The sequence below is a fragment of the Parvibacter caecicola genome (genome assembly GCF_003725335.1).
Lineage (GTDB): Bacteria > Actinomycetota > Coriobacteriia > Coriobacteriales > Eggerthellaceae > Parvibacter > Parvibacter caecicola.
The window spans coordinates 397,627-423,758 of the sequence record NZ_QIBY01000001.1; the positions used below are offsets into that span (position 1 = coordinate 397,627).

Consider the following 26,132-nt stretch of genomic DNA (forward strand, 5'->3'; position numbering starts at 1 on the left):
AATATGCAGAAAGCATAGAGGGCGCCAACGGCCCTTTAACAGGAGAATCCCAGGCCGAAAGCCAACCGTTACAAGAGCGCGCCCTGGCCTGCTGTTCCCGGCGACAACCGTTTCCCCTGCGACTCCATCGACAACTCGCAAACCAGCTACGGTGCGCCCGGGCGACAAGAATCAACTGCTGGCTTCCTCGGCCATTTGCTGGAGGCGGCGGACGCGGTGGTTGATGGCGGATTTGGAAAGGGGTGGGTCGGACATCTCCCCCAGCTCTTTGAGAGACGCTTCCGGGTGCTGCACCCGCAGGCGGATGAAATCTTGCAGTGCCGGCGGAAGTTTCTCGAAGCCGTAGGCGGAAAGCACTTCGCGAATCATCGCGATTTGCGCCCCGGCCGCCTTCGAGGTTTTCTGCTGGTTGGCCATCTCAGCGTTGATCAGGCGGTTCACGTCGTTGCGCAGGCTCTTCACCACCCGCTGCTCTTCCATGAACAGCGCCGCCTGGTGCGCCCCCACGTAGGCGAGGAACTCCATGATGGCCTCGCCGCTTTTCAGGTACACCATGAACGAGCTGCGCCGCTGCATGATGCGGGCACTGATGCCCTTCAGCGCCATGAGCGCCTGCAGCCCTTCCGCCAGCTCTTGGGTTTCCGCCATTATCTCGAAGTGGAAGTCGCTTCGGGGGTTGGAGATGAAGCCGCTGCCCAAAAACGCGCCGCGCAGATAAGCGGCGGCGTCACACTGCTTGCGCACCAGAGACGGGCTGATGCCCAGTTCAAGGCCGCCGTCGGCGGTGAGGATTCCCAGGTCCTGCAACGCATCGGCCAGCGCCGGCTGCCGCGGCACCTCGATGAGGTAGTTCGGCGTTTTGTGCAGCACGCTGCGGCGCACCGTGAGGTCGGTCTTCAGCTGGTACAGCCCGTGCAGCAGCCGAATCACCAGCCGCGCCACCGAAGCGCTGTCAGTGGCCACCTCCATGCGGTAGGCGCCGGTGCCCGACAGGAACAAAGTGCCCTCGATGCGCACCAACGCCGCCAGCGTGGCCTTCTCGCAATGGGAGCACTCCGGCTCCACGTGGGCCAGTTCTTCTTTCACCGAAGAGGAAAACGATGCCGCCACCTTTTGCCCCTAACGGCGCCGACGCGCTTCGATCATGGCCATCACGTCGCCGAAGGCGCGGCAAAGCGCCTGGGGGTTGTGCCAGGTGGGGCGCTCGGCGTCCGCCAAATCGCGTTCCAACACCATGGGGCCACGGGATTGGATGGCCTGCAGATCGTCGTAGGTGAAGTTCACCCGGCGCACCTGGTCGTCGTCGGAACCGCCCGGGGCGTCCACCATCTGGCCGAAGCGGCCCGGGTACACCGCCGCCCTGAAGCTCTGCTCCACCGGGTTCTGGGAGCGCACCGGCCGTGGCGAATGCACCAGCATGAAGTCCACCAGCCCCTCCATGCCGTGGTCGGCCAGCGCCTCGAAGTGCTCGCGGGCGGTGAGTCCCCACGTTTCCCCTTGCACATCGGCAAGGGAGCACACGAACAGCACGCTGCCGCGGGATTCGCGGATAGCCTCCACCACGCCGGGCACCAGCAGATTGGGGATGATGGAGGTAAACAGGGAACCAGGGCCCAGCACGATGAGGTCGGCGTTGCGGATGGCGGCGAGCGCCGGCTGGTAGGGGCGCACTTCGCCGCCCCTCGACACCAGGGCCACCCGCTCCAGCGCGGTTTTGGAATGGCACGCCACCGCCTGCCCTTCAAGCAGGGCCCCGTCGCGGGTGCGGGCCCGCAGCTCCACGTGGTCGAGAGTGGAGGGATACACGTGCCCCTGGGTTTCCAGCAGTCGCTCGCACACGGCGATGGCTTCGGGGAAGCTGCCGCAGGCGTCCTCCAACCCCGCCAGCACCAGGTTGCCCAAGGCGTGGTCGCGGGCCACGGCGAAGCGGTACTTGAACACCTTGACCAGGGGATCGTCGGGATTCTTGGCGAAGGCCACCAGGCACTTGCGGATGTCGCCGGGAGGGGTGACGTCCGCCTCCTCCCGCAGGATGCCAGTGGAGCCGCCGTCGTCGGCCATGGCCACCACCGCGCTGGTGGATGCCCCCAGCGACAACAAGGTGCGAATGGACATGGGGGCGCCCGTGCCCCCGCCGATCACCACGGCGTTGAGCGGCTGGGCGCCGCGGGACGCAGGCATCTGCTGCATGTCCAGGTTCAGCGCCTGGAAGGCGCTAGTGGCGCCGGGGTCGCTGCGGAAGGGACGGCTCAGCTTCATTCCTGGCCGCCCGTCTTGCGCTGGGCCTTCTCCAAGTCGCGGTGAGCCACCGACACCCGGTAGCCCTTCGACTTCAGATAGTCACCGGTGGCTTCGGCCAGCGCCACCGAACGGTGCTGACCGCCGGTGCAGCCCACGGCGATGGCCAGCTGCTGTTTGCCCTCGGCCACGTAGCCGGGCATCACCACGTCCAGCAAATCCTCCCACTTCCGCAGGAACTTCACCGTCTCGTCCTGGAACATCACGAAATCGCGCACCGGAGCGTCCAGGCCGGTGAGGTAGCGCATGTTGGGGTCGTAATAGGGGTTCGGCAGAAAGCGCACGTCCATCACCAGATCGGCGTCGGCGGGCGCCCCGTGCTTGAAGCCGAAGGAGTACACCGTCACCGAAAGGCCGCGGCGCTCGCTTTGGGAGGCGAACAGCTGACCCAAGTTGCGGCGCAGATCCTGCGGCAGCATCTCAGTGGTGTTCAGCACGAAATCGGCTCGATCGCGCAGCGGCATCAGCAGCGCCCGCTCCCGCTGGATGCCTGCGGCGATGGAGGTGCCGTCGGCGCACAGCGGGTGGCGGCGACGGGACGATTTGTAGCGGGCCACCAGCTTGTCGTCGTTGGCGTCCAAGAACAAAATGCGGTAGTCGATGCCCTGCTGGTCCAGATAGGCCAGCTGCTGCTCCAGCGTGTTCAGGTACTGGCCGCTGCGGGCGTCGCACACGATGGCCAGCCGGCGGCGGTCCTCATCGGGGCCGGCCAGGTAGGTGTCCACCAGCGACGGAATCAATTGGGCCGGCAGGTTGTCCACGCAGTAATAGCCCAGGTCCTCGAAAATGTGGCTGGCCTCGGTGCGGCCGGCACCGCTCATGCCGGTGACGATCACCACTTGGGGCAGCTCTTGGGTGTCTATCGTGTAGCTCATTGCTCGTCCTCGCTTTCGCTTCCCTGTTCGTCGCTCAACTCTTCGCTCAGTTCTTCGCAGCCGTATTCCACCGGCAGTTCCGGCATCTGCGCCGGGGCCAGCTGCCGATCGTACTGGGCAATCACCCGCGCCACCTCGTCGGCCACCTCCTGCGGGATGCCCGGCACTGCCCGAAGCTCCTCCACCGTGGCGGCGCGAATGTGCTTGAAGGATTTGAAGTGCTTCAGCAGCGCCTTCTTCCGCACCGGCCCCAACCCCGCCACCTCGTCCAAGATGGAGGCGGTCATGCCCTTGCCCCGCAGCTCGCGATGGAAGGTGATGGCGAAGCGGTGGGCCTCGTCGCGCACCTGCTTCACCAGGTACAGCGATGCCGAGCCGCCGGGCAGTACCACCGGGCCCGAATCCTGCCAGGGAACGAACAGCTCCTCGTCCCGCTTGGCCAAACCGCAGATGGCTATGTCGTCGATGCCCATTTCCTCGAACATCTCCAGTGCCGCCGACAGCTGCGGCTTGCCGCCGTCCAAGATAATGAGGTCGGGCTTGCTGCCGAAACGCTCGTCGGCCATGCGCTCGGGGCTGTAGCGGCGCCGCATCACCTCCTGCATCGACAGGAAGTCGTTCGCCTCCGTGAGCGGCGTCTTTATCTTGAAGCGGCGGTACTGGTTCTTGTCCGGCTTGCCGGCGGTGAACACCACCATCGAGGCCACCGTATAGGAGCCGTGGATGGTGGAGATGTCGAAGCACTCGATGCGCATGGGGGGCGCATCGAGCGCCAGCGCGCTCTCCAGCTGCAGCAGGGCGTCGTTCACCCGCTTGTCGTCGAAGTTGGTGCGCACCTTGTAGCGCATCAGGCTGTGGCGGCCGTTGGTAACGGCCATGGCCAGAAGGTCGGCCTTCTCCCCTTTCTGCGGCGCCGTGAAGTGCACCTTCGCTCCGTGGGGGCTGGCCAGCTTTTCCGTCAGCCACTCTTCCAACGCCTCCACGTCGTCGGGCAGCTGCTCCAAAACCACCTCATGGGGAATGGAGGTGGTGGCGTCGTAGTATTTCAGCAGGAAATTGCGCAGCAGGTCCTCCAGCGGCACGTCGCTGCCGCGGTTCAAGATGAACTCATTAGCGTTGATGACGCGTCCCTCGCGCACCTGCAGCACGTTCACGCCGGCCACGGTGTCTTCCCGGAACGCCCCCACCACGTCGGCGTTGAGGTTGCGGTTGGAAACGGCCCGCTGCTTGTCGGTGAGGGAGTTGATGGTGTCGATGCGCCCCTTCAGGCGGCCGGCCCGTTCGAAGTCCAGCTCTTGGGCGGCCGCTTGCATCTCCTGGGCCAGCTCGTCCACGAACTCGCGCCGATGCCCCAGCAAAAAGCGCTCCACCCGCCGCACGTTCTCGGCGTAATCCTCCGGCGTGCAACCGCCGCAGCAAGCGCCCGGCCCCAGCCCCACATGGGCGTCGAAGCAAGGGCGCGGCAGCGGGCGGGCGGCGAAGGCCTCGTAGCCCTCTTTGCGGATCTTGCCGTTCATCTGGCGCCAGTCGGCGCAGGAGGCGGCGCAGATGGGCACCACCCGGCGCACGATGTCCACCATCTGGCGGGCGGCGCGGGAATCGGTGTAGGGGCCGAAGTAGCGAGTGCCCTTCACGTGGCGTTCGCGAGTGTACTTCACCGCCGGGAACACGTCCCCCTTGGTAAGCGCGATGAACGGGTAGGACTTGTCGTCCTTGAAGTCGGCGTTGAAGTAGGGGGAGTACTGGTTGATGAGGTTCTTTTCCAGCACCAGGCTCTCGTGCTCGTTCGACACCACCAGGTACTCGAAGGAATCTATCTGGTGCACCAGCAGCGGGATCTTGGCCCGCTCGTCCTGGAAGTTCACGTACTGGCGCATGCGGTTGCGCAGCTGCTTGGCCTTGCCCACGTAAATGACGGTGCCCTCGGCGTTCTTCCACAGGTAAACGCCCGGCTGCGTTGGCACGCTGGCCAGCTCCCGCTTGATGCGCTCGATCTTCTGGCTCTGGGTTTCCCCCTCCTTGGCACCGCCGCTGCGAGTGGCCTCGGGCCCCAGTATGTTCACTCCTTCGCTCATGAGGGGAATTGTACCGCGAAATGAACACGCCCGGGCCCGTGGCGCCCCCCGCTTACGAAATGCCCATGGGGCGTCAGGCCCAGAAGAGCTCTTGCTCCATCCGGCGGCGACTGGCTTCGGCTTCGGCGGCGAAACGCTTAGCATGCCAGTTCCCCTCCGTCACGCAGGCGCCGAGGGCGCGGGCGGCGCGGCCGTAGCTCTCCTGGGCCAGGGCGATGCCGGCCAAGTCCTGCGCTTGCGCTTCCGCCGCGCGGGCGAAGCGCAGCCAGGCGCTCCCCTGCTGCCACTCATCGGCGCCGGCCAGCTTTACCGCCCGGAGCGCCCAATAGCGCGACACCCCTTCCGCGTCCGCCAGAAGCCAGCAAGCCTCAGCCGACCCCTCGCCCGCCGCTTCCCGCAGAAGCGCCGAAGCCCGCGCCGCCAAAGTGCGCCGCGGATGCCGCCCCAGGAACCACGAGCCGCCGCAGCACAGATCGTCGCGGTAGATAACCGCCAAGCGCACCTTGGCCCGCGTGTTGCCCCGCGTGGCCGCATGCAGAAAGCATATCTCAGCTGCTTGGAAGCACTGGATGCGCAGGGCCCCGTCGGCCACCGCTGCCGCCGACAGCCCCTCGGCGAAACAGCGCTCCCCCAGTTCTTCGGCCTTCAAGCCCCCTTTGTCGGGACCCGAAGGGTACACCGCGCAGTATTCGCGCCCCTCTGGGCCCGGCTCGGTAAGCCAAATGCGCGGCAGCTTTCCCGGCTTTCCCGGCTTGTCCAAGCGATAGACTCCATTGCGGCCAGGCTGGGGCCCCGTAGGCTGCGCCCCTTGAAGGCGGGCGCGGGTGCCCTTGAACCCGCCGAAAGCGCGACGGAAGCTGGGGTTTCCCAGCAGGCCCGCCGAAAGCCTCACCATTGCCGGCACCGGCGCCGTTGCCGTGCTAGTCATCCAGCACCACCGCCATCGACACCCGGGCCCCTTGCCGAAGCCCCTCTGCGCTCAGCACTTCGCCGTGAAGGCACCGGCCGCCCTCGGAAAGGCGCCCCACCACCTCGGCCACATCGCAGGACACATAGCCCAGCACTTCGCCGTCGGGGCATTTCACCGCCATGGCCCAACGATCATAGGGGTTGCGATAGTCCCGCTCCAGCCGCAGCTGCTGGCCCTCGAAAAGCTCGGCGGCCAACCGCTTGGCGTCGGGGTTGTGGAACAGCCCGGCCACCTTCGTCTCTTCCACGATGACCACGGCTCTGTTTGGTTTGGCGTGTGCGGGGTAATCCATTTCTGCTGCCTTTCGCTTGCTGTGCCTGTTGAGTGCAGTATGACTGCCGACAGCATTTCATGTGTCCCTCTTTTGGTACAGTTAAAGAAACAATCGCCCGAAAAGAGAAAAGGGCGGAACGGCCAAGCCGCCCCGCCCTTGCATGCACGCGTTTGCGGAAGCAGATGCTACACGATGCCCTGGGCCATCATGGCGTCGGCCACCTTCTCGAAGCCGGCGATGTTGGCGCCCATCACGTAGTTGCCCTCATGGCCGTAACGGCGGGAGGCGTCGTCGATGGCGTGGAAGATGGACACCATAATGTCCTTCAGCTTGGCATCCACTTCCTCGAAGGTCCAGGAGAGGCGCTCGGAGTTCTGGGACATCTCAAGGCCGGAGGTGGCCACGCCACCGGCGTTGGCGGCCTTGCCGGGCAGGAACACCACGCCCTGCTGCTGCAGGTAAACGGTGGCGTCCAGCGTGGTGGGCATGTTGGCGCCCTCGGCCACCACCTTGGCGCCGTTGGCCACCAGGCTCTGGGCGTCTTCCAGATGCAGCTCGTTTTGGGTGGCGCAGGGCAGCGCGATGTCGCAGGGGATGGCCCATACGCCGCGGCCCTCGTGGTACACCACGCCCTCGCGGCGGGCGGCGTACTCGGAGATGCGGGCGCGCTCCACTTCCTTCACCTGCTTGATAAGGGCGATGTCAATGCCGTTCTCATCGTAGATCCAGCCGGTGGAATCGGACATGGTTACCACCTTGGCCCCCAGCTGCTGTGCCTTCTCGGCCGCGTAGATGGCCACGTTGCCAGAGCCGGAGATGTCCACCGTCTTGCCCTGGAAGCTATCGCCGTTGCACTTCAGGTACTCCTCCACGATGTACACCAAGCCGTAGCCGGTGGCCTGGGTGCGGGCCAGCGAACCGCCGTAAGACAGCCCCTTGCCGGTAAGCACGCCCTCGAAAACGTCCTTGATCTTCTTGTACTGGCCGAACATGTAGCCGATCTCGCGGCCGCCCACGCCGATGTCGCCGGCGGGCACGTCGGTGTCAGCGCCGATATGGCGGGCCAGTTCGGTCATGAACGACTGGCAGAAGCGCATCACCTCCATGTCAGACTTGCCCTTGGGGTCGAAGTCGCAACCGCCCTTGCCACCCCCCATGGGCAGCGTGGTGAGGGAGTTCTTGAAAATCTGCTCGAAGCCCAGGAACTTGATGATGCCCAGGTTGACGGAAGGATGGAAGCGCAGGCCGCCCTTGTAGGGGCCGATGGCGCTGTTGAACTGCACGCGGAAACCACGGTTCACCTGCACCTTGCCGTCGTCGTCCACCCACGGTACGCGGAACATCACCACGCGCTCCGGCTCCACGATGCGCTCCAGGAGGCTGGCGGCCTCGTATTCGGGATGGGCCTCGATCACCGGCTGAAGCGATTCCAGCACCTCGGTTACCGCCTGAATGAACTCGGGTTGCTCGGCATTTTTGGCCTTGACCTGCTCGATGACGCGCTCTGTATAGCTCACTTTCGACCTCCTGTAATTGGATAGAGGGGGCGTTTTCGCCTGCAGGGGGCATTATAGGAAGGAGGGTGCGCGGGGCGCGGTTTTTTTAATATGCCCGAAACAAAGCGTTTCACCAGCGGGCGGTCGCGGCGGCAAACGAGTCGACAGCGCTGCGAACCCGGCGCTATTCGGGGGAAATGACGCGGGCCGAAACCACGTTCGCGTGATTGATGACCAAGGCCCCCACGCTGCCCACGTCCGGCGTGCGCACCACGAAGGTGCCGTCCACGAAGCCGCCGTCAATGCTCAAATCCTTCTCGGGGCCAGTGACGATGAGCACGTCCACGCTGGCCGGAGACGCCAGCAGCACCGTGGTGCGCGCGATGCAGACAACCGACGACGCCCCCCTCTCGCGCAACCCGTCCGCCAGCTTCTTCAGCTTGCGCTCCGACACGTAAGCAGAAACTTCGAGCACTCCGATTTTCCGCTCCCCCACCGTGAACAGTTGAGGCTCTTCGTACTGGCCGGCCTTGGTAAGGTTCAAGGAGAGCACCGAGGCGCCCTTTTCCCGGTAAAGGTCGTTCACGTCCGACAGGTAAACCTTATGGCCCAAGCCGTCCTCGGCCTCTCCCAGCTCCAGGATTTTACGCCCCTCTTCCACCTGGGCGTCGGTCCCCTCCTGGCCGGCCGGGGCGCCGTTGCCCATCCAGGGGGCGGCCGTATCTGCGGCGTCGGATTCCTCCTGCGGCTCCACCGTGCCGTTGTACACCACCACGGTGTAGTCCTCCATCGAACCCACCTGGTCGTCCACGTAGCTGGCGGCCACGTTGAAGTTGCGGCTGGTGAAGAAATAGCTCACCGAGGCCGCGGCCACAACGGCCAGCAGGGCGGCGAAGATGAGCAGCGCTATTTTCTCGCGGGTGATTTTCATGGGAGCTGTGATTGTAGCGCATATGGCGGCGCTGCGGGCGCGCCCCGGTCATCCCCCATGAACCTTAACGCTCCATTACAGGGCCGAGCGGCCCGCGCCGTCCCGCGCCGCCTACAACATGCGCTTGATGAAGCGGCCGGTGTGGCTGGCCTCCACCTTCGCCACCTGCTCGGGCGTGCCCTGGGCGATGATAGTGCCGCCGCGGTCGCCCCCTTCGGGCCCCAAATCCACAATGTGATCGGCGCTTTTCACCACGTCCAGGTTGTGCTCGATTACCAGCACCGTGTTGCCAGACGACACCAGTCGCTGCAGCACCTCCAGAAGCTGGCGCACATCCTCGAAGTGAAGGCCGGTGGTGGGCTCGTCCAGGATGTAGAAGGTTTTGCCCGTGGAGCGCTTCTGCAGTTCGCTGGCCAGCTTCACCCGCTGCGCCTCGCCGCCGGAAAGCGTGGTGGCCGGCTGCCCCAGGCGGATATAGCCCAGCCCCACGTCGAACAGGGTTTGCAGCTTGCGCTTGATGCCGGGGATGTTCTCGAAAAACGCCAGTGCGTCCTCCACCGTCATGTCCAGCACTTCGGATATGTTCTTGCCGCGGTAGGTGACCTGCAGGGTTTCTCGGTTGTAGCGCTGGCCGTTGCACACCTCGCAGGGCACGTAGATGTCGGGCAGGAAGTGCATCTCTATCTTGATTTGGCCATCGCCCTTGCAGGCTTCACAGCGGCCGCCGCTCACGTTGAAGGAGAAGCGCCCAGGCGAGTAGCCGCGCGCCTTCGACTCTTGGGTGGAGGCGAACAGGGCGCGGATGTCGTCCCAGAGGCCGATGTAGGTGGCGGGGTTCGAGCGCGGCGTGCGGCCGATGGGGCTCTGGTCGATGTTGATCACTTTGTCCAGATGTTCCAGGCCGGTGATCTTGCGGTAGGGGCCCGTGCGCTTGTGGGCGTGGTTCAGCCGGTTGGCCAGCGCCGGGGCCAGCGTGTCGGTGATAAGGGAGCTCTTCCCCGAACCGCTGACGCCGGTGACCACCGTCAGCGTTCCCAGCGGCACCTTCAGCGTCACGTTCTTCAGGTTGTTCTCGGTGGCGCCGGTGAGGGTGAGGGTGCCCTTCTTGGGATTGCGGCGCTGCTGCGGCACCGCGATGGAGCGGCGGCCGGACAGGTAGTCGGCCGTGAGCGAGCCCTCCTGGGCCATCACCTGGGCCGGCGTGCCGGCGGCCACCACATGGCCCCCGTGCTCGCCGGCGCCGGGCCCCATGTCCACCACATAATCGGCGGCGCGGATGGTGTCCTCGTCGTGCTCCACCACCACCACCGTGTTGCCCAAATCCCGCAGGTGCTCCAAGGTGGCGATCAGCCGCTCGTTGTCACGCTGATGCAGGCCGATGGAGGGCTCGTCCAAAATGTAGAGCACCCCCATCAACCCGGCGCCGATTTGAGTGGCCAGCCGGATGCGCTGAGCCTCGCCGCCGGACAAAGTGGCAGTGGCCCGCTCCAGAGTGAGGTAATCCAACCCCACGTCCACCAAAAACCGCAGCCGCGCCACGATTTCCTTCACGATGGGGTTGGCGATGAAGCCGTCTTGGCCGGCGAAGCGCAGCCCTTCGAAGAACTCCAGCGCGTCCACCGCCGAAAGCTCGGTGACGTCGTGGATGGACTTGCCGTTCACCGTTACCGCGAGAATCTCCGGCTTCAGCCGCCGCCCCTTGCAGGTGGGGCAGGGAACCGTGGCGAAATAGGCCCCCAGCTTTTCGCGCTGGGCATCGCTCTGGGCTTCGGAATAGCGGCGCGACACCGCGGCCAACGCCCCTTCCCACTGGATGAACCAATAGGTTTCCCGGCCGTCCACCGTGGTGTAGTCCACCCGGATCTTTTGATCGCCCAGGCCCTCCAACACCCCTTTCTGCACGCTGCGGGGCAAATCCTCCCATGGCGTATCGGCGGAAGCACCCAGATGGGCCACTACTGCCGCAAGAATCTGCGGGTAGTAATTCCCACTGCGAAACGGCGCAATGGCACCCTCGGCGATAGAGAGGGATGGATCGGGCACCACCAGCGAGGCGTCCACCTCATCGCGACTGCCGATGCCCAAGCAATCGGGACAGGCGCCGTAAGGGGCGTTGAAGGAGAAGTCCCGTGGCTGCAGCTCGTCCATGGAGTGGCCGTGCACGGGGCAAGCCAGTGCCAGCGAGAACAGGTACTCCCCTTCCCGCAAGCCACCGGTGGCACCCGAGGAAGTGGGGGCGTCCTGAGCCAAGGGCTTGCCGTCAGGCCCCATCAGCTGCACCAGCACCCGCCCTTCGGCCAGCTTGGTGGCCAGCTCCACCGCTTCGGCGATGCGGCTGGTGGCCGAAGCCTTCAGCACCACGCGATCCACCACCACGTCGATGAAGTGCTTGTACTTCTTGTCCAGCGTTAACGGCTCCCCTTCAAGGCGCATCATCTCGCCATCCACCCGCACGCGGGTGAAGCCCTCTTTCTGCAGATCGGCGAAAAGCTTGGTGAACTCGCCCTTGCGGCCGCTCACCACCGGAGCCAAAATGACCGCCTTGCGCCCCTCTTCTGCCAACGAGAGCACCTCGTCGGTTACCTGGTCGGTGGTCTGCTTCTTGATCTCACGGCCGCACTCGGGACAATGGGGAACGCCCACGCGGGCGAACAGCAGACGCAGGTAGTCGTAGATTTCAGTGGTGGTGCCCACCGTGGATCGGGGGTTTTTCGAGGTGGTCTTCTGGTCGATGGAAACCGCCGGCGACAGGCCGTCGATAGAGTCGAGGTCGGGCTTGGACATCTGCCCCAAGAACATGCGGGCATAGCTGGAGAGGCTTTCCACATAGCGGCGTTGCCCCTCGGCGTACATGGTGTCGAAGGCCAGAGACGACTTGCCGGAACCGGAAAGGCCCGTGATCACCACCAGCTGGTCGCGGGGAATGGTGAGGTCGATGTCTTTCAGATTGTGCTCGCGCGCACCCTTGATGACGATTTCGCTTTGGCCCATTGGCTATGCTCCTGAACAAACTAAAGGCCCGCGCATGCGGGTACGGCGCCGGCCGCGCAGCCGGCGATTGACCATTTTCGGTAGATTCTACCGCAGGGCAACCATAATAGATCATAATTTGGGAACTTATGTTCGCTTTTCAAATAATTATCACAGAGAAGCGGCAACAGGCCAGCCGCAGGGCGCAGAGAACCCCTCGCTTAAAGAGAGCGCAACGGATATCTTTCCCTTACAGGAAGAAGGGGATGTAGCACAGCACCACCAGGGCACCCCAAAACAGGATCTTCGCTTTTTTCCGGCTCATGGCTACCTCCTTTTGTCGGCGAGGTGCGCACAGGCTGCGCCCATTGCTCGACCATCAGTGTGTCACGGGCGCAGAAGCCGTGGAGGTGCAGCGGCCCGATGTAAAAGCGCCGAGCGCAGACCGCTAAAAAGCCGTGAATTCCGTTACCGGGGCGAAGGAATCCCCCCCCCCGAAGCGCCGCTATTGGGCGCGGGGATGGGCGCGGCGGTACACCTCGGCGATGTGATCGGGAGTAATGTGGGTGTACACCTGGGTAGTGGAGAGGCTGGAATGGCCCAGCAGCTCCTGCACGCTGCGCAAGTCGGCGCCGCCGGTGAGCAGATCGGTGGCGAAGGCGTGGCGCAGGTCGTGGGGGGTGTAATGATCAGGAAGGCCGGCCGCCTGCTTCGCCTCGTTGAACACCAGGCGCAAGGCGTTGGCAGACATCGGGCGGCCGCGGCTGGAGAGAAACAGGGCGCGCTCTCCCCTCTGGGCTTTTTCCGCCAGCTGGGGACGACCGCTCTGCAGGTAACGGGCCAAGGTTTCCAGCGCCAGCGGGTACACCGGCACAATGCGCTCCTTCGACCCCTTTCCCAGCACTTTCACCGTGCCGCCCTCGAAGCTCACCGATGTAAGCGCCAGCCCCGCCGCCTCGGAAATGCGCAGGCCGCAGCCGTATACCATTTCCAAGAAGGCCTGGTTGCGCAGGGCGCGGGCATTGGCCGGGTCGTCGTCGATGAGCTGGCGGTTCACCGCCAGCAGCGCCTCGGTTTCCGTTTGGCGCAGGGCGTGGGGCAACCGTTTGGGCAGCTTGGGGCCCGAAAGTACCGAAGCCGGGTCTTCGCGGGAGGAATCCTGCTCGGACAGCCAGCGGAACATGCCCTTGAGGGATGAAAGGCGACGGTTCATGGTGCTTTTCGCGTATTGGGCGCGGTCCATATCGGCCAGGTACAGCCGCAACCGCTTGTGAGTGGTGTCGAAGGGGCTCAGCTGTTGGCGCTGGGCCCAGCGCAAGTAGGCCAACAGATCGGCCCGCTTCGCCGCTAGGGTGTTGGGGGAAACCCGCCGCCCCGCCTCCAATTGCCCCAGATAGGCCGCCACTTTGTCGTAGCCCGGCAGCTGCTTGTCCTCTTCGATGGGCTCAGTGGGCTCCATGGCCTAGCCTTCCTCGGGCAGAAACGGCTCGGCCGCCTCGGCCCCCGCTTCCCGTTGCCGCGGGGACAAAAGCCCGGCTTCCACAAGCGCGCCCCCGTAGGCCCGCAGCGCCGCCGCGCCGCGCCGGGCGAACTGCCCGTAGCGCTCCCGCTTCTGCTTCACTGGATTCTCCAACGGCGGCATCAGGCCGAAGTTCACGTGCATGGGCTGGTAGTTTTCCGTAGCGGGGCTGGTGGCGTAGGCCATCAGCGCCCCGAACGCCGTGGTGGGCGGCAGCGGCACCGGGGCCGCGCCCCGCGCCCAAGCGGCAACGGACAGGGCGCAGTGCAGCCCCAAGCGCACCGCTTCGCAATAGCCCTCGGTGCCCGCCAGCTGGCCCGCTACCCACAAGGGCACGGGCATGCTTCCGACACTGCCCCCAACCATGCGGCCGCTGCCTTCCAGCAGGCGGGGAGCATCGATGAAGGTGTTGCGGTGCATCACGCCAAAACGGGCGAAGTCGGCATGCTCTAAGCCCGGCACCAGGGAAAACACCCGCTTTTGCTCGGGGAAGGTGAGATTGGTCTGAAATCCCACCAGGTTATAACAAGTTCCCTCGGCGTTCTCGGCCCGCAGCTGCACCGCGGCCCACGGGCGCCTCCCGGTTTCCGGATCCACCAGCCCCACCGGCTTGCAGGTGCCGAAACGGGGGGCATCGCGGCCAGCCCGCGCCACTTCCTCGATGGGCTGGCATGCCTGGAAGAGATCCTTCGATTCGAAATCTTTGGCCACCACCCGCTGGGCCGCCAGCAGCTCGTCGATGAAATGCTCGTACTGGTCGCGGGAGAAAAACGCGTTCAGGTAGTCGCCGGCGCCTTCTTCGTAGCGGCTCTGGCGCACCAGCTTGCCCATGTCCAGGGAGTCCGCCATCACGATGGGGGCCGCGGCATCGAAAAACGCCAACGCCTCGGTGCCGGTGAGCCGTTGCAGCTCTTCGGCCAGGGCATCGGAAGTGAGCGGCCCCGTGGCCAGCACGATGCCATCAAAGCGCTCCGCCAGCGGGGCAAGGCCTGCCACCTCTTCCCGCACCAGATGCACCAGCGGCTCTTCTTCCAGCGCGCGGGTCACATCGGCGGCGAACTGGTCGCGGTCCACCGCCAACGCCCCGCCCGCCGCCACCGAATGGCGCCGTGCGGTTTCCAAAAGCCGGGAACCCAGGAAAGCCAGCTCCGCCTTCAGCATGCCGGCCGCACTGTCGCGCTTCATGCCCTTCAGCGAATTGGAACACACCAACTCGGCCGCGAAAGAAGTCTTGTGAACAGGGGTTTTTCGCACAGGGCGCATCTCGAACAGGGTTACTTCCACCCCGCGTCCGGCCAACTGCAGCGCCGCTTCGCTGCCAGCCAGCCCTGCCCCCACAATGGCGATATGAGTTCTCTTTTCCATGGCGAGAAGCTTACCACAACCCCGCCCCGTCCCCCTGTCATGGATTAGCGGTCGGGGATGCGGGGGCCAAAGCGGCCGTCGGGGTATTGGCAGACGATGCCCCGGCGCTGGAGCGCGGCGATCTCGGTCATGAGCCAGGGCAGCGGGGCCACCCCCGGCAGCCACTGGCCCACTAGCCCCACCAGCTGCTCAGTGGAACAGCACTCGGCCGCCAGGGCCAGGGCCAGGCTCTCCCGAGCGCGCTCCTCGGGGGTAGCGGCAACGGACGCGGCGGCGCTTTCCCCGCGCGCCACTTCCTGCTTCAAGCATCCGAAGAGCGAGAGCAGGCTGTCGTCGAAGGCGTCATCGTCCACTATGGGCACCGCCCCCTGGTACACGAGGCGGTTGGCCCCCCGTGAGCTGAAAGACGTGATGGCGCCCGGCACCGCCCACACCTCGCGCCCCGCCGCCAGCGCCTCATCTGCGGTGGAGAAAGTGCCGGACGGCAGCCCCGCCTCCACGATGAGGCACGCGAGCCCCAGTCCGGCGATGATGCGGTTGCGCTCCCGGAACGTGGCCCGCAACGGGGCGAAACCCCATTCGTGCTCGGATATCACCGCTCCGCCGCTGTCCACTATCTGCTGGAACAGCTCCCGGTTCTCGGCAGGGTACAGCCGGTCCACTCCCCCGCCCAGCACTGCCACCGTAGGCGTCCCGGCCGCCAACGCCGCCCGATGGGCTTCGCTGTCGCAGCCCCGCGCGCCGCCAGAGACGATGGTCACCCCGGCCTCTGCAGCTCGGCCGGCGAATCTCCGCGCGCACCCGCGCCCATAAGGGGTGGCCTTCCGAGCCCCCACCACCGCCAAACCCGCCGTCAGCGCCCCCGGGTTCCCCACCCCGTAGATCACCTCCGGTGGACGCGGCACGTCCCGCAACGCAACAGGATAGCCCGCATCCGCGCGGCCGAGCACAAAGCGCGGCCCCGCCAGCACCTTACCGTTTGTCACAAGCCCTCCCCTTTCCGTCTGAGGCCCGCCGGGGCCACCGCCCGCCGCTCACAGGTTTCCCACCCCTTCGCGTAACCGAAACCCCAACGCTTCCGCCAAATGATCGCGGACGACAGCGGGGCGCTGTTCCATGTCGGCGATGGTGCGGGCCACGGACAGCAGCCCCATGATGGAACGGCCGCTCATGGCGCAGGTTTGCGCCATCTCCTCCAAAAATGCCTGCGTGACGCCGTCCATGCGGCAGGCCGCCACCAAATCGGGGGCCCGCATCCGCGCCCCCGTACCGGGCCGCCCCGCCGTCGCGTTGCGCCAAGACGCGTACTCCCGCGCCGCCAGCACGCCGTCGCGCAGCTGCGCCGACGATGTGCCGCTGCCGGTGGAAAGCACCGCCGAGGGCGGCAGGCGCGGAATGTCCAGATGAATGCTGATGCGGTCGAGAATGGGGCCGCCGATGCGCCCTTGGTAGGTTTTCACCTGCAAATCGGTGCACTTGCAGGCATGCTCCGCATCTCCCAGGTAGCCGCACGGGCAAGGGTTCGATGCCGCCAGCAGCATGAAATCGGCCGGCAGCACCACATTGCCATCGGCCCTCGTTATGCAAGCGCAGCCCGATTCCATGGGCTGGCGGATGCTCTGCAGCACCGAACTTTTGAACTCGGCCAGCTCGTCTAGGAACAATATGCCGTGATGGGCAAGGGAGATCTCCCCTGGCCGCACCGGCGTGCCCCCGCCCACCAACCCCGCTTGGCTTGCGCTGTGATGGGGGCTGCGAAAGGGACGCGCTCCGGAAAGAATGGCGTCGGTGGGCTCTCCCGCCACCGAATGAACGACGGCGCTCTCCAGTTTTTCCTCCTCGGTAAGGGGCGGCAAGATAGTGGCCATGCGCGAGGCCAACATGGTTTTCCCGGAGCCCGGCGGCCCCATCATCAAAAGGCCGTGACGCCCCGCCGCCGCAATCTGCAACGCCCGCTTCGCCACCTCGTGCCCGGCTATGTCGGAGTAATCCAGCGCTTCCACCGCGCAGCGCCCCGGCGGCGCGCCGCGCACGGGCACCAACCCCTCTCCGCCAGGGTGCAAGGCGCCGATGCGGGCCAGGGAAAGCTGCTCCAGCCCCTCCAGCGGCACTTGCGGCGCGCCAGCCGCTGCGACCAGCCCCAGTCCGTGGCGCAGGGCGCAGATGCCGAAGGCCAACGTGCCGGCCACTTCCCTCAAACCGCCCTCCAGCGACAGCTCGCCCACGAACAAGCGGTTTTCCGTCAGCGCCGGATCCAGCTGGCCAGTGGCCTGCAAAATGCCCAGCGCAATCGGCAAGTCGAAGCCGGCACCGGTCTTCTTCAGCGACGACGGCGCCAGGTTCACCACCACTTTGTCCGTGGGCATGGTGAACCCGCAGGCGCGCAACGCCGCGCGCACCCGCTCTCGCGATTCGTGAACTGCCGCATCAGCCATGCCCACCACGGTTACGCCGGGCAGCCCCGTCGACACCACCACCTCCACATCCACCGGATAGGCCTCCACGCCCCGAAGCGCCGCGCTTTTCACCACGCACTGGCCGTAACGCCCGCTCATGGGGTTTGAAAAGCGCCGATGTCATGGCGGATAAACGCCCGCGAATGCCCCAGCGCAATGACCGACACCACGTCGAAGCGCACATCGATGTCCACCAAATCGGATTCCTTGAGGTAGCACAGGGCAATGCGCTCGTAGCGCTGCCGCTTCTTGCGGGAAACCGCTTCGGAGGGAAACCCCTTGGCTTCGCTTCGGCGCGTTTTCACTTCCACGAACACCAAGCTACTGTCCCCGAGGCATATGATGTCCGCCTCGCCGGCAACGCAGCTCCAGTTGCGCTCCAGAATCACATAACCATGGCGATGCAGAAAGCGACAGGCCGCCTCCTCCCCCTTCGCCCCCAGCTGCTTGTTGCGCACCCCTTTGGGCACGTCCTCCTCATCGGGGAGAGGCTCCCAATCGATGGGCTCTTCCTCTGGCCCCTCGCCGGCGCCCAGAAACTCTTCTTTTGAATCGCCGAGCGCGCCAGGGCGGTGCGGCACGTTTCCCGCCGCCACTAAATAGGGAAAGGCCTTCGCCGCGCAATCGGGGGGAATGGGCACCGCCCCCATGGGCACGCCCCCTTCGCTGGAACATCCGGTACCGTCGCCGCTTTTCGGCCGTATGGGCATATCCATAGTCATCCTCTCTCTCGTTGGAGAGCATATTAGGTTCCGCAATCGCCAACAGGGCGCCAAACGGCCATCAACGCGACCCCACGATGACGGCGCCACGACACAAATCGTCCGCATCGGCGCCCGTCCCGTTCCCCGCGCGGGCGAGTGCGCCCAACGCGGTCCCATCGCCAAAACGTCGCGAATTCGCCACCGTCCCCTCCCCGATGCGCCGCCGCATCGCCGCCGCGGCGCCATGGCGGCGTCAACCCTCCTCCGACACCCCCTGCGCCATAAAAAACGCCCGGTCAGAAGACCGGGCGTCCGCTTTCCAACCGTCGCGCCGAAGCGCGCGGGGAAAATTCCTAGGCGAAGAAAATGGAAATCTCGCGCTCCGCCGACTCGGGGCTGTCGGAGCCATGGATCACGTTCTCGTCCATGATCAGGCCGAAGTCGCCGCGGATGGTGCCAGGGGCGGCATCCGCCGGATTGGTGGCGCCCATGAGGGAGCGGCACTTAGCCACGGCGCCCTCGCCGGAGATGACCATCTTCACCACCGGGCCGGAGGTGATGTAGGAAATGAGGCCCTCGTAGAAAGGCTTGCCCTCGTGCTCGGCGTAGTTGGCCTTCGCCTGCTCGGGGGTAACCATGCCCAGCTCCATACGCTCGATCTTCAGGCCGGCGCGCTCGAAGCGGTTCACAATCTCGCCAATGTGGCCGTTGCGCACACCGTCGGGCTTGATCATGGAGTAGGTCTTCTGAACAGTCATTCGTTCTCCTTCAATCGGTTTTCGCCCGGATGGTCCGGACCGCCACTTCCTACGCAGTGGCCGCGTTTTCAACAAAAAACAGCCGCTAGCTTTGGCTGGCGAAGTACAGCTCCACGTTGGAAATCTTCCAACTGGCCAGGTCGCGCACCATGGAAACGCGGTACGTGACCTGCCCCCCTTCGTCGGTGGTGGCCGTCACGAACACCTCCGATTCGGTCATGGAGCGGTTCACGCCATCCACCCGGGCATCCGGGTCGGCCGCCACGAATTCGGTCATGGTTTTGGCGTTCTCGGGCGAGGTGGCGCCGGAGAACAGACTGTCGGCCGCCGCAGAAGGATCGGCGAACAGCTCTTTGGCCACCATCTCCTGAGTGGGGTACCCGTAGCCCTGGGTGTAGGCGAACACCAACGCCGCCGCGGCCAAGATGACCACCACGATGAAGGCCACCGCAATCTTCAGTCCCACGTTGCGGCGCTTGCGGTCTTTCTTCGCAATGCCCTTTGACCACTGCTCGATCTCTTTATCGGTGGAGTTGAAGAAGTGATCCTGGCCGTCGGTGGCATTGTCGTACATGCCCAGATAACCGGGGAAATTTTCGTCCTGGGGAAGGTCGTCGTAATAGAACGGGTCCTGTGCGCCGGCAAATCCATCGCCGATGGGCATGCCGTCGGCGGCCACGTCCAAGCCAGACACATCCGCCACCGGCAGCATCTGGGTGGCGTCCGCCTGCCCCTGGGCCACCACACCGATGGCCCGCTGGTAGTCGACGCTGGCGGCATCCGAGAGGAAATAAGTCTTGTCTCGCAGCGCCTCCTCAAAGGCTCCCACCGCCTCAGTCATCTTGCCAGCAGCCACATAGGCCTGCCCCAGATTGGCGTACAGCTTGTTCTTGGTGGCCGGCTTCATCTCGAACGGCAGCGCGCTCTCGTAAGAGGCCACGGCGTCTAGCGGCCGGTCCAGCGCCATGAAGCACAGGCCCAGGTTCAGCAGTGCCTTGGTAACGTCGGGGTTGGCCTCGTCCAGGGCCGCTTCGCGAAACGCCACGCCCGCTTCGGCGGTCTTCCCCAGTTTCATCAGGGCGTTTCCCATGCCCATATAGGCCTTGTAGGGGGTTTCGTTGCCCCCTTCCTCCACGGAAAGCCTGAAGCAGCGCACCGCGTGCTCGTAATCGCGCAGCGACGCATAAGCCATACCCAAATTGCACTCCACCGTGGAAATGGCGGCGTACTGGGGGTCGGCGCTGGCCTGGGTGTAGGCCTGAATGGCCTCGGTGGGGTTGTTCAGTTTGATGAGGCAGTTGCCGATTTGATGATACAAAAGCCCCGTTTCGCCCGGTGCAAGGGGGGCCGAGGCATCCTGCAGGCACTCGGTGAAAGCGATGAGCGCCGTTGGGTAGTCCCTCAACTGGTATTGCCGGTTAGCGTAGTCGAAGAGCTGTTTGTTCATGGATTTCCTTACCTAGCCTCTGGTACTGCCCGCGAAAGTGGGTTACTGGGCCGCGTTCTCGATCTCGATGGTCTCAATCACGTCGCCAGCACGCAGGGTGCCGATGACCTCTTTGCCCTCGATGGTTTGGCCGAACACCGTGTAGTTGGGGTCCAGGAAATGCTGGGGGCCCAGGCACAGGTAGAACTGGGAACCGGCGGAGTCGGGCATCTGGGAGCGGGCCATGGCCAGCGCGCCGTCCTCATGGGAGTTGTTGGGGTTGGTGGTGTACTCCTGCTTGATAGTGTAGCCGGGGCCGCCCATGCCGAAGGGGCCGGCGCCGGAAGCCACCTGCTGCGAAGTGGCGTCGCGAGTGTTGGGGTCGCCGCCCTGAATGACGAAGTTGGGCACGTAGCGGTGGAACTTCAGGTTGTCGTAGAAGCCCTTGGTGGCCAGTTCTACGAAATTGCCCACATGGATGGGGGCGTCGTTTCCAGCCAGCTGCACACGGATGGTGCCCTTGTTGGTCTTGATGACGGCGATCTCCTCGCCGGTGGGCTGGTAAGCCGGGGTATAGAGGGCCATTTTCATCGCTCCTTAAATCGGAATCGTCTCACTTGATGGGCGCCGGCGCGCAAACGCCGTCAGCGCATCCGCTCAATTCTAGCAGTTACCTGCCAATCCCCGGCTAAAACCCCCTCAATCTTCACTGAATAGCGCGGCGAAAGATGCTGACGGTTTCAACGTGGTAGGTTTGGGGGAACAGGTCCACCGGCACGGCGGAGTGCAGCTGGTAACCGCTTTTCTCCAGCAGCGCCACGTCCCGGGCCCAAGTGAAGGGGTCGCAGCTCACGTAGGCCACCTTCTGCGGGCCGGCCGCGGCGATGGAGTCCACCACCCCCGGCGCCAGGCCGGCGCGGGGCGGATCCACCACCAAGGCATCCAACTCCCCCAGCTCCGGCAGCTCGCGGGCGGTATCTCCCCCCACCACTTCCACTTCCACATCGGCCCGCTGGGCGTTGCGGCGCAAGTCCCGCACCGAACTGCCGGCCGCCTCCACCGCCACCACATCGGCCCCGGCGGCGGCCAAGGGAATGGAGAAGGTGCCGCCCCCAGCGTAGAGGTCGGCCACGTAAGTGCCCGGCTCTACTTCAAGCCCCTCCAGCACCAGCTGCACCAACCGCTCCGCCTGGGCGGTGTTCACCTGGAAAAACGACGGGGCGCTTACCAGAAAGCGGAAGTCGCCCAGCTGCTCCTCCCAGCAGCCCTTGCCGAAAAGCGCCTCCACTTTCTTCACCTTGCGAGCGGCCCCCTCATCGGCCATCACCCGCACCAAAGAGGTGGGCTTGCAGGAGCTGGCCAGCGTCTTGGAAGCCACCGCCCGCGGAAAGGCGCCGGGGGTGGTCCACAGCGCCACTTCCACGTCCTTCGTGCGCACCGAGCCGCGGACCCCCACCCGAAACAGCCCGCAGGTTTCGCTTCCCAGGGCATAGCGCAAGGCGCCGGAAAGGGCGCGGGGAAGCTTCTGCAGCGGCCGCACCGCCGCCGGACAGCACTCCACCGGGTCCAGTTGATGAGCGCCCTCCTGATAAAAGCCCAGGCTGAGCAGGCCGCGGCCATCGGTGCCGCAGCCCAGCTCAATCTTGTTGCGGTAGCCCCACTCCCGCTTCGAGGGAACTGTGGCCGCTACCAGCTGCTCGGCCCGCTCGCGGGGAAACTTCCCGTTTTTCACCAGGGCGTCCACCACGTTGGCCCGCTTCGCCTCCAGCTGAGCCCCGTAGGAAAGGATGCGCCAGGGGCAGCCGCTGCAAGCAGCCTGGCACGCGGGCCGCTGCTCCCGCAGCGGGGAGGAATCTACAATTTGGCACACCCGAGCGCGAGCAAAGGTCTTCTTGTCTTGAACCAGCTCCACGGCCACGTTGTCGCCGGCAACGGCCCCTTCCACGAACACCGTCTTGCCCGACTTCAGCCGCCCCACAGCGGCCGAACCGTAGCTCATTCGGTCGATATGCACAATTTCAGCCACGACAGATGCCTCTCTGTACTATAATGGTCGGTACGCCCTCGTAGCTCAGGGGATAGAGCGTCTGCCTCCGGAGCAGAAAGCCGCAGGTTCGAATCCTGTCGAGGGCACCATTTTTTCTTGCTGCGCCCATTATGGGCGAATAAAAAAGAAGAACCCAACCGGGTTCTTCTTTTTTATTCATATGGTGCCCCCAACGGGAATCGAACCCGTGTCTCAGCCTTGAAAGGGCCGCGTCCTGACCTCTAGACTATGGGGACACATGGCTGTCCTTAAGACAGCTGGTCTATTTTTGCAGATATCAAACACCAATGCAAGAAGAATTTCCCCCGTCGGCGAAATGAACCAGGGAAGCAACGGGGGCCTAATCGAGGTAATCTTCCTCTTCGCCGCTCATCAGGCAGTTCAGGTAATCCTCAAGCTCTTCGCGCACCGCGCCGCCGTCCCGCAGCACCACTTCAATCTGCCCATCGGACAAATCCTGCGACAGCTCGTCGTCAATCCCCGCCGCAATGAGTGCGTCTAGCCCCAGCGCCTTAAGAATGCCGGCCGCTTTCTGGGGGGTGTTGTCAAAAACGGGCAGGTTCCGGCAATCGGTCACAATGCCCTTGTCCACGGTGTAGCAGACGAAGCTGGAGCAATGGCCGGGTTTGGAGGAAACCACTCCCCCGCCTTCGCATGCAACAGCTATCTTCATTCACACCTTCTTTCTCCAGCGTAAAACCTTAGCGGTTGCGTCAGCGGTTTGCGGCGAGGGGGCGGTGAGCGGGGCGAGGGAACGCAACGAAAGGCGCCCAAGGGGCTATAGCTGCCCGCGGGCCAGCGACGGCGCGGCCTAGCGCACGTGAGCCGGCTTATGGCCCCAATAGAAATGCAAGAAATGGCGCACGCCGGTACGGGTGGGCAGCTCCACGGCCGGATCGGCCAGCTGAAGGGTGCGCCGCGCAATATCCTTTGCCGCATCGGGGTGCCGCAGAAGCGAGGCGTTGATGAGAGCCGCCTGAATGGAGCCGGGATTGTCCTGGATGCTGCGCAGCGTGTCAAACAGCTCGCGGGCGGTGGTGGCGGAAAACGCCGCTCCCACGCCGGTAAGCATGCGCAAGTTGGCCTTCTCCTGCCCATAAGCGCGCCCCAGTAAAATCATGGGCACGTGAGCGTTCAAGCACTCGGTGGTGATCAGGCCACCCGATTTGCAAATGACCAGATCGCAGGCGGCCATTAACTCGGGCATCTTGTCCACATAACCCAGCACCGTAAGATTGTCGATGGAATATTCCTCCGCCAAATCTTCCACATGGCGGGTGTAGTCGGGGGAATCGCCGGTGATGATGACGAAGTGGAAGCCCTCCAAACTGTGCAGATGGGGAATCAGCTCGTCCATGGAAGCGCGGAAGTGCTGGTAGGGTTTGGGCAGCCGGGCGCCCGCCAGCGCCAGCACCACCCGCCTGTCCTGGGGAAGCCCGAACTCCTCCCGCGTCTTCTCGCGGTCGTGGGCCGCGCCGAAGGTGGGGCGGGTGGGCAGGCCGGTGATGGCGATACGCCGCTCTTCCACTTTGCGCGCCCGCAGCGTTTCGGCCATGGCCTCATTGGCCACGCAGAACACATCGCTGTAGAGATGGGGCCACAGCCCCTCGGTTTCGTAATCGGTGGGCACGCTTACCAAGGGAAACTTCTGTCCCGTGAGCATACGGGCGGAAACCACCGTGTTGGCGGCCGTGATGTGGGTGGCCACCACCGCCAGCGGCTTCACCCGGGCCACGTACTGGGTGAACTTGGGGAAGTTCACGCGGCCCCAGATGGTGCCCCCGCCCCACAAGAGGCGGCCGGTAAGCACGTAGCGCCAGGTGAGGTCATAGAAGGGGCGGGTGGCCCCGATGAACAGCGACGCGGTTTTGTCGCCGTCGAACACCACGCGGCCGAACTCCAGGATGTCCAGCACCTCCACCTTGAAGTCCCGCGGGATATGGGGGTAGCGCTCGAAGAAGCCTGGCTCTTCCCGCAGGGCCCCCAGCGCTTCGGCGATGGCGTTGGCGGCGCTGCGATGGCCCGAGCCCACCGAGGCGTGCACCACCAAGATGGTCTTGCCCGGTTCCACCGGCGCCTCCAGGGCAACCGAGGGGGCCGGCTGCGCGTCCGCACCGCCCTCCTCCCCCGCCGCCACGAGGCGCGCCTCCAGCACCAAGGGCTCTTCGCACGCCGCCTGGTGGCCCGAAGGCTCCGGCGCGGGGCTGCTCGTGTTCTGTGCGATTTCTTCCATGGGGAAATCTTACCCGAAGCGCGGGCGCGGGGCCACATCAACATATTTATCCCGCGAAACCGCCCCCTCGCCGCCGCTTCCTCAACACCGGATTACATGATTGCCCCGCCCGCCCGGCATCCCGGCCGGCTTCCCCTATAATTACCGGTTCGAGAAGATGCTGCACAGGAAGGAGCCTTTGGTGTCGAAAGCCATCGGACAGGCGCCCGCGGACAACGCCCCCCGCATTGAGGAAGTGCTCAAAGGCCAGGACGTGGCCGTTCTCATTCCCTGTTACAACGAAGAAATCACCATTGCCAAAGTGGTGGCCGATTTCCGCGCTGTGCTGCCGCTGGCGCGGATTTACGTGTACGACAACAACTCTTCCGACGACACCGCCCGCTTGGCGGCGGAAGCGGGGGCCATCGTGGCCCATGAGCCGCGCCAGGGCAAGGGCAACGTGGTGCGCCAGATGTTCCGCGAAATCGAGGCCCGCTACTACCTCATGGTGGACGGCGACGACACCTACCCAGCCGAAAGCGCGCCGGAGCTTTTGCGTCCTTTGGCCCAAGACGAGGCGGACATGACGGTGGGCGACCGCATCTCCAACGGCAGCTACCAGAAAGAGAACGAGCGTCCCTTCCACGGTTTCGGCAACAACCTGGTGCGCTGGATGATCCGCCGCATGTACGGCTACGGTTTCGAAGACGTGATGACCGGCTACCGGGCCATGAACCGCGCCTTCGTGAAAACCGTGCCCATCGTGAGCGAGGGCTTCCAAATTGAAACGGAAATCTCCATCCACGCGGTGGACAAGCGCTGGCGGGTGTGCGACGTGCCCATCGCCTACCGCGATCGCCCCGAGGGCTCGCAGTCGAAACTTTCCACCGTGGGAGACGGCATTTTGGTGCTGCGGGCCATCGCCAGCCTGTTCAAAGACTACAAGCCCCTAGCTTTCTTCGGCCTTTTGGCGCTGCTGTTCGTGGTGCTGGGGCTAGTGGCGGGCGTGCCGGTCATCGCCGAGTACTTCGATACCGGACGAGTGGAACGGCTGCCTTCCGCCGTGCTGGCCGTGGCCTTCGTGCTGTGCGGGGCCCTCTCCTTCACCGCGGGGCTCATATTGGACACCGTAGCCAAGAGCACGCGAAAGTTGTGGGAACTGAACGTGTACGCCGCCTACGAAACCGAGCGGCTGCTGGAGCGCTAGAAGTGAGACAGAGGGACAACCCTAATGTCTCATTGGCCCTGCGTCAATCCCGGCGCCTGCCGGCAATGAGACATTAGGGTTGTCCCTCTGTCTCACTGCCCTGCTCGGCCGGCCCCTGGGCCCCCGCGTCTAGGAACACTTTGCGGGTTACGAAGTTATACACCGCCACCAGGAAGGTGACGGCGATTTTGGTGATGCGGTAATCGATGGAGGCCAAATCGGTGCCCAGCCACATGAGGACGTCGTTCAGAAGAAGCCCCACCACCGACAGCACCACGAATAAGGCGAACTCGCGGCGGCGGGTGAGCCCTTCGCGATGGCGGAACACGTAGCGCATCGAGGCCAGGTAGTTGAACACCACCGAAACCACGAACGAGACAGTGGCGCTTATCAGGTAATCCACCGAGAACGCCTCGGTGAGCAGCACCATGAGGCCGTAATCGATGAAGAAGGCCAGCACTCCCACCACGCCGAACTTCAGCAGCTGTTCAATCAGTCTCTTCACGGGGCCCTTTCCAAAAGCGCCGGCGCCCGGCCGGCCTCAGACAA

22 protein-coding genes and 2 tRNA genes are annotated in these 26,132 nt (G+C 64.8%); 2 read left to right on the forward strand and 22 right to left on the reverse strand.

The annotated features are described in order from the left end of the window. Positions 1-171: 171 nt before the first annotated feature. The 18 genes from whiA to rlmD all read right to left on the reverse strand — a co-directional run bounded on the left by whiA (position 172) and on the right by rlmD (position 22,143). Complete coding sequence (gene whiA, locus DMP11_RS01710) at positions 172-1,110, reverse strand: DNA-binding protein WhiA (protein WP_123184748.1); 939 nt, start codon at positions 1,108-1,110, stop codon at positions 172-174. 9 nt (positions 1,111-1,119) lie between these two features. Then, entirely contained in the window at positions 1,120-2,259 is a 1,140-nt protein-coding gene (locus tag DMP11_RS01715) for a gluconeogenesis factor YvcK family protein (RefSeq protein WP_123184749.1), read from the reverse strand. Continuing rightward, positions 2,256-3,173: an RNase adapter RapZ gene (gene rapZ / locus DMP11_RS01720; protein WP_123184750.1), complete on the reverse strand. Its 918-nt coding sequence runs from the start codon at positions 3,171-3,173 to the stop codon at positions 2,256-2,258. The genes DMP11_RS01715 and rapZ overlap by 4 nt, the downstream gene beginning before the upstream one ends. Continuing rightward, entirely contained in the window at positions 3,170-5,248 is a 2,079-nt protein-coding gene (gene uvrC / locus DMP11_RS01725; protein WP_123184751.1) for an excinuclease ABC subunit UvrC, read from the reverse strand. Before uvrC ends, rapZ begins: the two co-directional genes overlap by 4 nt. A 73-nt stretch (positions 5,249-5,321) precedes the next feature. After that, positions 5,322-6,176: a hypothetical protein gene (locus tag DMP11_RS01730; RefSeq protein WP_123184752.1), complete on the reverse strand. Its 855-nt coding sequence runs from the start codon at positions 6,174-6,176 to the stop codon at positions 5,322-5,324. Then, positions 6,169-6,510 (reverse strand): HIRAN domain-containing protein, encoded by a 342-nt coding sequence (locus DMP11_RS01735; protein ID WP_123184753.1) that lies wholly within the window; start codon positions 6,508-6,510, stop codon positions 6,169-6,171. Before DMP11_RS01735 ends, DMP11_RS01730 begins: the two co-directional genes overlap by 8 nt. A 167-nt stretch (positions 6,511-6,677) precedes the next feature. Next, a complete protein-coding gene (gdhA, locus tag DMP11_RS01740) occupies positions 6,678-8,009 on the reverse strand; it encodes an NADP-specific glutamate dehydrogenase (protein ID WP_123184754.1) in 1,332 nt (443 codons plus the stop codon). A gap of 163 nt (positions 8,010-8,172) precedes the next feature. Continuing rightward, positions 8,173-8,919 (reverse strand): hypothetical protein, encoded by a 747-nt coding sequence (locus tag DMP11_RS01745; protein ID WP_123184755.1) that lies wholly within the window; start codon positions 8,917-8,919, stop codon positions 8,173-8,175. Positions 8,920-9,030: 111 nt separating this feature from the next. Continuing rightward, on the reverse strand, positions 9,031-11,910 hold the full coding sequence (uvrA, locus tag DMP11_RS01750; RefSeq protein WP_123184756.1) for an excinuclease ABC subunit UvrA: 2,880 nt from the start codon (positions 11,908-11,910) through the stop codon (positions 9,031-9,033). 484 nt (positions 11,911-12,394) lie between these two features. Beyond that, complete coding sequence (locus DMP11_RS01755; RefSeq protein ID WP_123184757.1) at positions 12,395-13,348, reverse strand: tyrosine recombinase XerC; 954 nt, start codon at positions 13,346-13,348, stop codon at positions 12,395-12,397. Between the two features lie 3 nt (positions 13,349-13,351). After that, positions 13,352-14,773: a methylenetetrahydrofolate--tRNA-(uracil(54)-C(5))-methyltransferase (FADH(2)-oxidizing) TrmFO gene (gene trmFO, locus DMP11_RS01760; RefSeq protein ID WP_123184758.1), complete on the reverse strand. Its 1,422-nt coding sequence runs from the start codon at positions 14,771-14,773 to the stop codon at positions 13,352-13,354. A gap of 44 nt (positions 14,774-14,817) precedes the next feature. Continuing rightward, positions 14,818-15,759, reverse strand: a complete 942-nt coding sequence (dprA, locus tag DMP11_RS01765; protein ID WP_123184759.1) for a DNA-processing protein DprA — start codon at positions 15,757-15,759, stop codon at positions 14,818-14,820. Between the two features lie 48 nt (positions 15,760-15,807). Then, positions 15,808-17,328 (reverse strand): YifB family Mg chelatase-like AAA ATPase, encoded by a 1,521-nt coding sequence (locus DMP11_RS01770; RefSeq protein ID WP_123184760.1) that lies wholly within the window; start codon positions 17,326-17,328, stop codon positions 15,808-15,810. Then, positions 17,325-17,945 carry a YraN family protein gene (locus DMP11_RS01775; RefSeq protein WP_214646962.1) on the reverse strand — a complete coding sequence of 207 codons (621 nt, stop codon included), beginning with the start codon at positions 17,943-17,945 and terminating at the stop codon, positions 17,325-17,327. Before DMP11_RS01775 ends, DMP11_RS01770 begins: the two co-directional genes overlap by 4 nt. A 341-nt stretch (positions 17,946-18,286) precedes the next feature. Further along, on the reverse strand, positions 18,287-18,691 hold the full coding sequence (ndk, locus tag DMP11_RS01780; RefSeq protein WP_123184762.1) for a nucleoside-diphosphate kinase: 405 nt from the start codon (positions 18,689-18,691) through the stop codon (positions 18,287-18,289). An 85-nt stretch (positions 18,692-18,776) separates the two neighbouring features. Then, complete coding sequence (locus DMP11_RS01785; protein ID WP_123184763.1) at positions 18,777-20,138, reverse strand: tetratricopeptide repeat protein; 1,362 nt, start codon at positions 20,136-20,138, stop codon at positions 18,777-18,779. Positions 20,139-20,180: 42 nt separating this feature from the next. Then, entirely contained in the window at positions 20,181-20,702 is a 522-nt protein-coding gene (locus tag DMP11_RS01790; protein WP_123184764.1) for a peptidylprolyl isomerase, read from the reverse strand. 121 nt (positions 20,703-20,823) lie between these two features. Then, positions 20,824-22,143, reverse strand: coding sequence for a 23S rRNA (uracil(1939)-C(5))-methyltransferase RlmD (gene rlmD / locus DMP11_RS01795; RefSeq protein ID WP_214646960.1), 1,320 nt, complete (start codon positions 22,141-22,143; stop codon positions 20,824-20,826). 34 nt (positions 22,144-22,177) lie between these two features. On the opposite strand from rlmD, the gene DMP11_RS01800 reads away from it, so the two are divergent. Next, positions 22,178-22,253, forward strand: a tRNA-Arg gene (locus tag DMP11_RS01800). A 72-nt stretch (positions 22,254-22,325) separates the two neighbouring features. Here the strand turns inward: DMP11_RS01800 and DMP11_RS01805 are convergent. The 3 genes from DMP11_RS01805 to DMP11_RS01815 all read right to left on the reverse strand — a co-directional run bounded on the left by DMP11_RS01805 (position 22,326) and on the right by DMP11_RS01815 (position 24,397). Further along, positions 22,326-22,400, reverse strand: a tRNA-Glu gene (locus DMP11_RS01805). A gap of 104 nt (positions 22,401-22,504) precedes the next feature. Next, complete coding sequence (locus DMP11_RS01810; protein ID WP_123184765.1) at positions 22,505-22,837, reverse strand: NifB/NifX family molybdenum-iron cluster-binding protein; 333 nt, start codon at positions 22,835-22,837, stop codon at positions 22,505-22,507. Between the two features lie 138 nt (positions 22,838-22,975). Continuing rightward, on the reverse strand, positions 22,976-24,397 hold the full coding sequence (locus DMP11_RS01815; protein WP_183621446.1) for a glycosyltransferase: 1,422 nt from the start codon (positions 24,395-24,397) through the stop codon (positions 22,976-22,978). Between the two features lie 181 nt (positions 24,398-24,578). Here DMP11_RS01815 and DMP11_RS01820 point away from each other — a divergent pair, with 181 nt between their 5' ends. Continuing rightward, complete coding sequence (locus tag DMP11_RS01820; RefSeq protein WP_235869362.1) at positions 24,579-25,583, forward strand: glycosyltransferase family 2 protein; 1,005 nt, start codon at positions 24,579-24,581, stop codon at positions 25,581-25,583. A 73-nt stretch (positions 25,584-25,656) separates the two neighbouring features. Here DMP11_RS01820 and DMP11_RS01825 read toward each other — a convergent pair whose 3' ends face one another. After that, entirely contained in the window at positions 25,657-26,088 is a 432-nt protein-coding gene (locus DMP11_RS01825; protein ID WP_123184766.1) for a GtrA family protein, read from the reverse strand. Positions 26,089-26,132: the final 44 nt, after the last annotated feature.